At 71.1% G+C, this 7,837-nt stretch carries 7 protein-coding genes; 3 read left to right on the forward strand and 4 right to left on the reverse strand.

Annotation, left to right across the window (positions count from 1 at the left end; translation table 11 throughout):
- Positions 1–413 precede the first annotated feature (413 nt).
- Together G401_RS0138770 and metF are read right to left on the reverse strand one after the other, a co-directional pair.
- Positions 414–1,169 carry a CDP-alcohol phosphatidyltransferase family protein gene (locus tag G401_RS0138770; RefSeq protein ID WP_157546785.1) on the reverse strand — a complete coding sequence of 252 codons (756 nt, stop codon included), beginning with the start codon at positions 1,167–1,169 and terminating at the stop codon, positions 414–416.
- 40 nt (positions 1,170–1,209) lie between these two features.
- Complete coding sequence (metF, locus tag G401_RS0138775) at positions 1,210–2,127, reverse strand: methylenetetrahydrofolate reductase [NAD(P)H] (protein ID WP_027346717.1); 918 nt, start codon at positions 2,125–2,127, stop codon at positions 1,210–1,212.
- Between the two features lie 153 nt (positions 2,128–2,280).
- On the opposite strand from metF, the gene G401_RS0138780 reads away from it, so the two are divergent.
- The gene (locus G401_RS0138780) at positions 2,281–2,586 is read left to right on the forward strand and encodes an STAS domain-containing protein (protein WP_051367906.1); all 306 of its coding nucleotides are present in this window, start codon (positions 2,281–2,283) and stop codon (positions 2,584–2,586) included.
- Here the strand turns inward: G401_RS0138780 and G401_RS0138785 are convergent.
- Both G401_RS0138785 and G401_RS0138790 read right to left on the reverse strand, forming a co-directional pair.
- Positions 2,583–3,581, reverse strand: a complete 999-nt coding sequence (locus tag G401_RS0138785; RefSeq protein WP_027346719.1) for a sigma-70 family RNA polymerase sigma factor — start codon at positions 3,579–3,581, stop codon at positions 2,583–2,585. The genes G401_RS0138780 and G401_RS0138785 overlap by 4 nt on opposite strands.
- 63 nt (positions 3,582–3,644) lie before the next feature.
- Positions 3,645–4,229, reverse strand: a complete 585-nt coding sequence (locus G401_RS0138790; protein WP_034594468.1) for a TetR/AcrR family transcriptional regulator — start codon at positions 4,227–4,229, stop codon at positions 3,645–3,647.
- 146 nt (positions 4,230–4,375) lie between these two features.
- Between G401_RS0138790 and G401_RS0138795 the strand changes: the two genes are divergently transcribed.
- A complete protein-coding gene (locus tag G401_RS0138795; RefSeq protein ID WP_169734308.1) occupies positions 4,376–5,806 on the forward strand; it encodes an MFS transporter in 1,431 nt (476 codons plus the stop codon).
- A 198-nt stretch (positions 5,807–6,004) separates the two neighbouring features.
- Entirely contained in the window at positions 6,005–7,087 is a 1,083-nt protein-coding gene (locus G401_RS0138800; RefSeq protein WP_051367907.1) for a polyprenyl synthetase family protein, read from the forward strand.
- Positions 7,088–7,837 lie beyond the last annotated feature (750 nt).

The following is a 7,837-nucleotide window of genomic DNA, read 5'->3' on the forward strand; positions in this document are numbered from 1 at the left end:
GGACGCAAGGCCCGGATTTCTTGATCGATGACGGCTGAGGTGTCAATCCGGCCCGATCTGCATGATCGATGACGCGTCAGGTGCAGCAAACGCCGGTCAACGCGACCCAGAACCGTAAACGATCATGCGGCAGGTAGCCGTTCTTACACCTCGGCCGTGAACGATCACCCCGTCGGCCGTCGACTGGGCCCACAAGGCGGACAGTCGGGACAAAGTCCGGGCCGACACCAGCCGGGCCGGGTTGGGTCGGGTTGGGGGTAGACGGTGACCGGGCGACGGTGGACGATGCGTCGCCCCACTCACCTGGCAGTGGAGGCCCCGCCCGGGTTTGGCGGGGCCGGAACGGTCTCCCGCGCGAGGAGCGGAAGTGAGATCGACGAACCCGGGACAAAATGCCCATAAAAGGATCTTGATTATCGGGACGCGAGGGCTTTGCGGGTGACGGCGATCAGCTGAAAGAGTCCGAACAGCCCGAGCAGCGCCCACAGCGCCAGCACCAGCGTGCTGATTCCCGCCGGCAGATCCGCCGCGACCGGCCCGAACAGCGCCGCGAGCGCGAGCAGGGCCAGCGCCGACACGATGCGCAGCGGCCGGTCGCCGATCGTGCCCGTGCCGGCCGCGCGCAGGCCGCCGATGATCGCGCGGGAGCGGACGTACTCGTGGACGGCGGCCAGAATGCCGCAGCCGACGACGAGGACGGTCGACGCGCCGAGCAGGGCCGCCGCGAGCAGCCAGCACAGTTCGGCGGCGCGTTCGGCGAGCGCGCGGTAGAAGCCGTCGAGGTGCGGCGTACGCGCGAGCAGAACGCTCACCGCCCGGCTGGACGCTTCCGCCAACAGGCCGATCAGCAGCAGGAACGCGGCCAGCAGGGGCCAGCGGCCACCGCCCACGGCGATCAGCGGCACGAACACGGCGGCCAGCAGGCCGGCCACGGTCACTGCCGTGGGGCCCGCCCCGACCCGGATCAGCCAGCTGCCGCAGCGGTACGCGACCCGCGCCCACCAGCGCGCGAACTGGCTGGCGTGGCGCAGGTCGAAGCCGTCGTGGGCGTACGCCCAGGCGCGGACGAACCGGGCCCAGTCCATGATCGCCCTAGGGTCGACGTCGACGGCCTCCACCGGTGCGGCCGGTTCCTCCGCCGTCCATTCTGTAGCCCCGTCCCCGGTCATCGGCCCCCGCCACGTTTCCGCGGGCCGCCCGGCGACCCGTCTACACCAGTGCGCCCGTACGCAGGTTCTGCCACACCTCGCGGCTGGACGTCGACCTGTTCAACGTGATGAAGTGCAGTCCGGGTGCGCCCTCGGCGAGGAGCCGGTCGGACAGTTCGGTGGCGACCTCGACGCCGATCGCCCGGATCGCGGCCGGGTCGTCGGCCACCGCGCGCAGCCGGTCGGCCAGCGGCGCCGGGAAGATCATTCCGGTGAGGACGGCGAACCGCTCGATCTGGGAGACGTTGGTGATGGGCATGATCCCGGGCACGATCGGCATGTCGCAGCCGCGGGCGGCCGCCGCGTCGCGCAGGCGCACGTAGTTCTCCCAGTGGAAGAAGATCTGCGTGATGGCGAAGTCGGCGCCGGCCCGGTCCTTGCGGACCAGATTGTCCACATCGGAGTCGAAATCGACCGCGCGCGGGTGCTTGTCGGGGAACGCGCCGACACCGACGCAGAAGTCCCCGCTCTCCTTCACGAGGCGGACGAGCTCCTCGGCGTACAGCAGGCCCTGGGGGTGTTTGATCCATTCGCCCTGCGGATCGCCCGTCGGGTCGCCGCGCACGGCGAGGACGTTGCGTACGCCGGACTCGGCGTAGTTGCCGATGACATTGCGCAGTTCGGCGACGGAGTGGTTGACGGCGGTGAGGTGGCCCATCGGCACCAGGGTGGTCTGCCCGGCGATCCGCTCGGTCCAGGCGATGGTGGTGTCGCGGGTGGTCCCGCCGGCCCCGTAGGTGATCGACACGTACGCCGGCCGCAGCGCCTCCAGCTCGCGCACGGCCTGCCAGAGCAGGGTGTCGCCGTCGGGTGTCCGCGGCGCGAAGAACTCGAACGAGATCGTCGGCTCGGGTGAGGCGAGCAGGCCGGCCACCGTCGGCCGGTCGCCGGGGAGCGTCGAAGCTTCGCCGAGTGTCATACCGGCCACTGTATCGGCCGGGGTGCGGGAAATGCCTGCTCGTCCCATGATGGAGACGGCTTCGCCGGATCGTGACGCACGCCGCACCGCTCCCGGAAATCACCTGGCGCCCCGCTCCGATGAGTTCCGGCCGCCGGCGTCGTCCTCATGGACATGGATATAGGCGCGGAGGCGGGCCCGGAGCCGGTCCTCATCCTCAGGCCGGCGCTCGACCCGACGGACGTCCCGGTGCTGTACGCCCTCGTCGTGGCGGCGCTCGCGGACGCGACGGCGGTCGTCTGCGACGTCTCGGCCGTCGAGCGGGTCGACGCCCGGCTGGTCGAGGTGCTGGCCCGCCTGCAACTGACCGCGCGGCACCACGGCGGCGCCATACGCGTCCGCGGTGCCGGTCCGGGCCTGCTCCGCCTGCTCGCCTTCACCGGCCTGGCCGAGGTGATCCCGGTGGAGGCGCCCGGCTAGCTCACCGGCCCCCGCGAGTCGAGCTCCAACGGCAGGCCGAACAGCGGGAACAGGTGTTCGGTGTCCAGGAACGAGTTGACTCCCATGATCTTCCCGTCGACGATCTCCAGGACGATGAGCGCCCACGGCCGGTGCTCGCCGGCGGGGCCGCTCGGCCGGTACTGCCCGAACGCGGGCAGACCGTTGGCGGCGGTCGGCAGCAGCCGCGAACCCCGGCAGCCCGAACCGGTGCCGAGCATCCAGGACCGGATCTCCTCCGGCCCGCGCAGCCACATGGCCAGCGGCGGCATCGACAGCACGACGTCCTCGTGCAGGAGCTCGGCCAGCGCGTCCAGGTCGTACGCCTCGAACGCCGCGACGTAGCGCCCGAGGAACTCGGCCTGCTCCGCGTCGAGCGGTTCGAGGACGGCGGCGTCGGTGGCCGGCCGCTCGGCCAGGGTCGCCCGGGCCCGCTGCAGCGCGCTGTTGACCGAGGCCACCGAGGTGCCGAGCAGGTCGGCGGCCTCCTGTGCGGACCAGGCCAGCACCTCGCGCAGGATGAGCACGGCCCGCTGGCGCGGGGCGAGTCGCTGCAGCGCGGCGACGAAGGCGAGCCGGATGGATTCCCGCGCCACCGCGACGTCGGCCGGATCCCCGCTCCCCGGCAGTACGCTGCTGTCCGGCACCGGCATCAGCCAGACCGGCTCGGGCAGCGGGGCGGCCGGCAGGGACGCGGCGGTCGAGGCCGGCCCGAGGTCCATCGGCCGGGCCCGGCGCTGGACCGCGCCCAGCATGTCGAGGCAGACGTTGGTGGCGATGCGGTAGAGCCAGGTACGCGCCGACGACCGGCCCTCGAAGGTGTCCTGGTTGCGCCAGGCGCGGACGAAGGTCTCCTGCACGGCGTCCTCGGCCTCGAACGACGAGCCCAGCATCCGGTAGCAGTAGCCGGTCAGCTCCCGGCGGTATCGCTCCAGGTCACGGTCTTCGAGGTCGGTACGCACGGCGGCAGTGCTCATGGGCCCGAGGCTACCGCCCACCACCGACGAAACCGGCCGTCGCAGCGGTCAGGGGCGCAGCTGTCAGGGACGCAGCCCGTCGATGACCACGTCGAGCATGCGGTCGGACATCTCGGGCGCGTTCTCGCTCGCGTACGCGACGGCGTGCACCAGGCGCAGGACGACGAGGCGATCGGCGTCGGGGCGTACGGAGCCGTCGGCCTTGGCCCGGTCGAGCAGGTCGCCGACGGCCGTGCGGAGGGTCTCCCGGCACCAGTCCATCGTCTCCGACTCGTTGATCATCGCCTTGACGGCCACGCCGAGGCCACGCTTGCTGCGGCCGTACTCGACCTGCTCGCGGAGGAAGGTGACCAGGGCGGTCATCGGGGGCTCGGTCGCGCCGAGCTCGACGGCCCGCGCGGCCAGTCCGGCGATGCCCTCCCGGTAGACCTCGGCGAGCAGCGCCTCGCGGGACGGGAAATGCCGGTAGAGCGTGCCCGGTCCGACCCCGGCCCGCTTCGCGATGTCGTCCATCGAGGCGGCCTCGCCGTTCTCCGTGAACGCGGCTTGCGCGGCGGCCATCAGCCGCTCGCGGTTGCGCCGTGCGTCCGCCCGCAGCGGCTTGCCCGCGGCGGCACCGTCCGCCGAAACCTCGTCGACCGTCGACACGCCCTGCCACCTCCATAAACGGAGAATATCTCCGTTTACCCTTGCGGAAACGGAGACGCTCTCCATATTCTGTTCACGTCCGGCAAAGTGGAGAACGACTCCACTTATGTGTACCACAAGGGGAGTCCCTCGTGTCGCAACAAACCATGCCCGTTCACGCACCGCAAGCCAACACCCGCGTCGAAGGGCCGCCGCACCGGCGCGGGCTCGCCCTGGCGATCATCGTGACCTGCCAGCTCATGCTCATCCTGGACGCGACCGTCATGAACGTCGCGCTCCCCCGGATCCAGTCCGGCCTGCACTTCACGCCGACGAGCCTGGCCTGGGTGATGAACGCGTACACGCTGACGTTCGGCGGGCTGCTGCTGCTCGGCGGCCGGGCCGGCGACATCTTCGGCCGGCGGCGGCTGTTCGTCGGCGGCATCGTGGTCTTCACGCTCGCGTCCCTGTTCGGCGGCTTCGCCACCACCGCCGCCTGGCTGATCGCCGCCCGGATCCTGCAGGGCGTCGGCGCGGCCATGGCCGGCCCGAGCACGATCGCCCTGATCACGACCACGTTCACCGAGGCACGGGAGCGCATCCGGGCGCTCGCCCTGCTCAGCGCGATCGCCAGCGGCGGCTTCGCGATCGGCCTGATCCTCGGCGGCCTGCTGACCGAACTGGCCTCGTGGCGCTGGGTGCTGTTCATCAACGTGCCGTTCGGCCTGGCCGCGGCCTTCCTCGCGCCGCGCTTCGTCCGCGAGCCCGAACGCCATCCGGCCCGGCTCGACCTCGGCGGCGCGGTGCTGGGCAGCGCCGGCATCGCCGCGCTCGTCTACGGCTTCATCCGCGCCGCGGCCGACGGCTGGTCCGACGGCCTGACCCTGGGCTGCCTGGCCGGCGGCGTACTGCTGCTGGGCGTGTTCGTCACGGTCGAGGCGCGCACGAAGCAGCCGCTCATGCCGCTGCGGCTGTTCGCCCACCGCGACCGGGCCACCGGCTACCTCGCGTTCCTGCTCGGCCCGGCCGCGATGATGTCGATGTTCTTCTTCCTCACCCAGTTCCTGCAGGACGTCCGCGGCTTCGGCGCGCTGGCCACCGGCTTCGCGTTCCTGCCGATGGCGGCGGGCATGTTCGGCATGACCCGGATCGTCCCGCACGCGCTGCCCCGCTTCGGCCCGCGTCCGCTGGCGGTCGCCGGTGTGACGATCATGCTGAGCGGCCTGGTCTGGCTCACCCAGCTGACGCCGGACAGCGGCTACTGGTCCAGCCTGTTCGGCCCGATGGTGCTCATGGGTGTCGGCGGCGGCCTCAGCTTCGTGCCGCTCACGCCGACCATCATGGGCAGCGTCCCGCCGCGGGACGCGGGCGCCGCGGGCGGCGTACTGCAGACGATGCAGCAGACCGGAGCGACCCTCGGGCTCGCCGTGCTGGTCACCGTCTTCGGGACCGCGTACCGGCACGCGGGGGGTCCGGGCGGCGGCACCGCCGCGCTGGTCACCGGGATGACGACCGCCTTCACCGTCGCTGCCGTGATCGCCGTCGGCGCCCTGCTCAACGCGTTCTTCTTCCGGGGTACGCGCAAACAGCCGGCCTGAGTGAGCAGAGCGGCCGCCGGGACTTCGGCCCCGGCGGCCGTTCTCGGCACAAAGTTTGCTTCCTTAACCACTTATGATGAGGAGGTGCGGACCCATGACGTGGTGCGGCGTCGTAGGCACGCTGAGGCTGCGATGTCCACCACGGCCGTCGACGCCGGTCGCGTACTCGTGACCATGAACCGATAGGTTCACAGCGTGATCGAAGCGCCGGGCCTTGTGCCCCCGACCGAAGAGGTCGACCTGCGCCGGCGGGTCGACCGGTCGTTGCGGGCCTTCCTGGCCGCCCGGCGAACCCAGCTGACCTCGATCGATCCCGAACTGGCCCCGGTGTCGGAGGCCATCGACGCGCTCGTGCTCGGCGGCGGCAAGCGGCTGCGGCCGGCCTTCGCGTACTGGGGTTACCGGGCCGCCGGCGGCACCGATTCCGACGCCGTCGTGACGGCCGCGAGCGCGCTGGAGCTGGTCCAGGCGAGCGCCCTGATCCACGACGACCTGATCGACCGCTCCGACACCCGCCGGGGCGAGCCCTCCGCCCACGTACGCTTCACCGAACTGCACGGCAAGTCCGACTGGCACGGCGACGGCGGCGAGTTCGGCGCGGCCGCGGCCATCCTGCTCGGCGACGCCTGCCTGGTCTGGTCCGACGAGATGCTGCACGCCAGCGGCCTCGACCCGGTGACCCTGGCCCGGGCGCGGCCGGTGTTCGACGCGATGCGTACCGAGGTGACGGCCGGGCAGTACCTCGACGTGCTCACCCAGGCGACCGGGGACACCTCCCTGCGGCGTGCCTCGACCGTGGCCCGGTTCAAGTCCGCCAAGTACACCGTCGAGCGGCCGCTGCTGCTCGGGGCCGCGATCGCCGACGCGCCGGCCGGCGTACGCGACGCGTACTCGGCCTTCGGGCTGCCGATCGGCGAGGCGTTCCAGCTGCGCGACGACGTCCTCGGAGTGTTCGGCGATCCGCTGGTCACGGGCAAGCCGGCCGGGGACGACCTGCGCGAGGGCAAGCGCACCTACCTCGTCGCGGCCGCGTTCCAGGCCGCCGACGACCGCGGCCGCCAGGTGCTCGCCGACCGTCTCGGCGACCCGCACCTCACCGCCGCCGACGTCCACGACCTGCGCGAGGTGTTCGAACGCTCGGGGGCGCTGCGGCGTACCGAGGAGCGGATCGAGGAACTGACCTCGACCGCGCTGGCCGCCCTCGGCGAGGCCGACCTCACCGGGGAGGGCCGCACGATGCTGCTCCGCCTCGCCGCGGTCGCCACCCAGCGCAACACCTGACCGGTAGTTCAAGATCTTTTTAGAGATGAATTCAAGGTCTTTGAGAGATTTTGTCCCGGGTCCGTCGATCTCACTTCCGCTCCTCGCGCGGGAGACCGCTCCGGCCCTGGGGGGCCTCCACTGCCAGGTGAGTGGGGCGACGCATCGTCCACCGTCGCCCGGTCACCGTCTACCCCCAACCCGACCCAACCCGGCCCGGCTGGTGTCGGCCCGGCCTTTGTCCCGACTGTCCGCCTTGTGGGCCCAGTCGGCGGCCGACGGGGTGATCGTTCACGGCTGAGGTGTAAGAACGGCTACCTGCCGCATGATCGTTTACGGTTCTGGAGCGCACTGACCGGCGTTTGCTGCACCTGACGCGTCATCGATCATGCAGATCGGGCCGGATTTACACCTCAGCCGTCATCGATCAAGAAACCCAGGCCTTGCGTCCACATGGCGGAAGATCGTTCCCACATCCCGAGCCACCGGTGATGGCCGGACGGCTTGGCATGATCCACAGCGGTAGGGATGTAGAAGATCGGCCTGTAATGACATCTCAACCGCAATGGATCGAGGGAACAGGCCCGAAAATACATCCCAGCCGCGAACGATCACCGGCAAGCCGGCCCGCCCCAACCGCCATCTCGGACAGTCGCGACAAAGTCAGGGCTGGCACAGACCGGGCGGGGTTGAGGTTGGAACGGTGACCGAACCGCGGTGGATGATGCGTCGCCCCACTCAGGTGGCAGTGGAGTCCCCGGAGCGCAGCGA

It is taken from the genome of Hamadaea tsunoensis DSM 44101 (assembly GCF_000428945.1).
In the GTDB taxonomy this organism is placed as follows: domain Bacteria; phylum Actinomycetota; class Actinomycetes; order Mycobacteriales; family Micromonosporaceae; genus Hamadaea; species Hamadaea tsunoensis.

Excerpts from the sequence above, each read along its gene's own strand:
- G401_RS0138770 (WP_157546785.1), bottom strand. The coding sequence starts at position 1,169 with ATGACCGGGGACGGGGCTACAGAATGGACGGCGGAGGAACCGGCCGCA.
- metF (WP_027346717.1), bottom strand. The coding sequence starts at position 2,127 with ATGACACTCGGCGAAGCTTCGACGCTCCCCGGCGACCGGCCGACGGTG.
- G401_RS0138780 (WP_051367906.1), top strand. The coding sequence starts at position 2,281 with ATGGATATAGGCGCGGAGGCGGGCCCGGAGCCGGTCCTCATCCTCAGG.
- G401_RS0138785 (WP_027346719.1), bottom strand. The coding sequence starts at position 3,581 with ATGAGCACTGCCGCCGTGCGTACCGACCTCGAAGACCGTGACCTGGAG.
- G401_RS0138795 (WP_169734308.1), top strand. The coding sequence starts at position 4,376 with ATGCCCGTTCACGCACCGCAAGCCAACACCCGCGTCGAAGGGCCGCCG.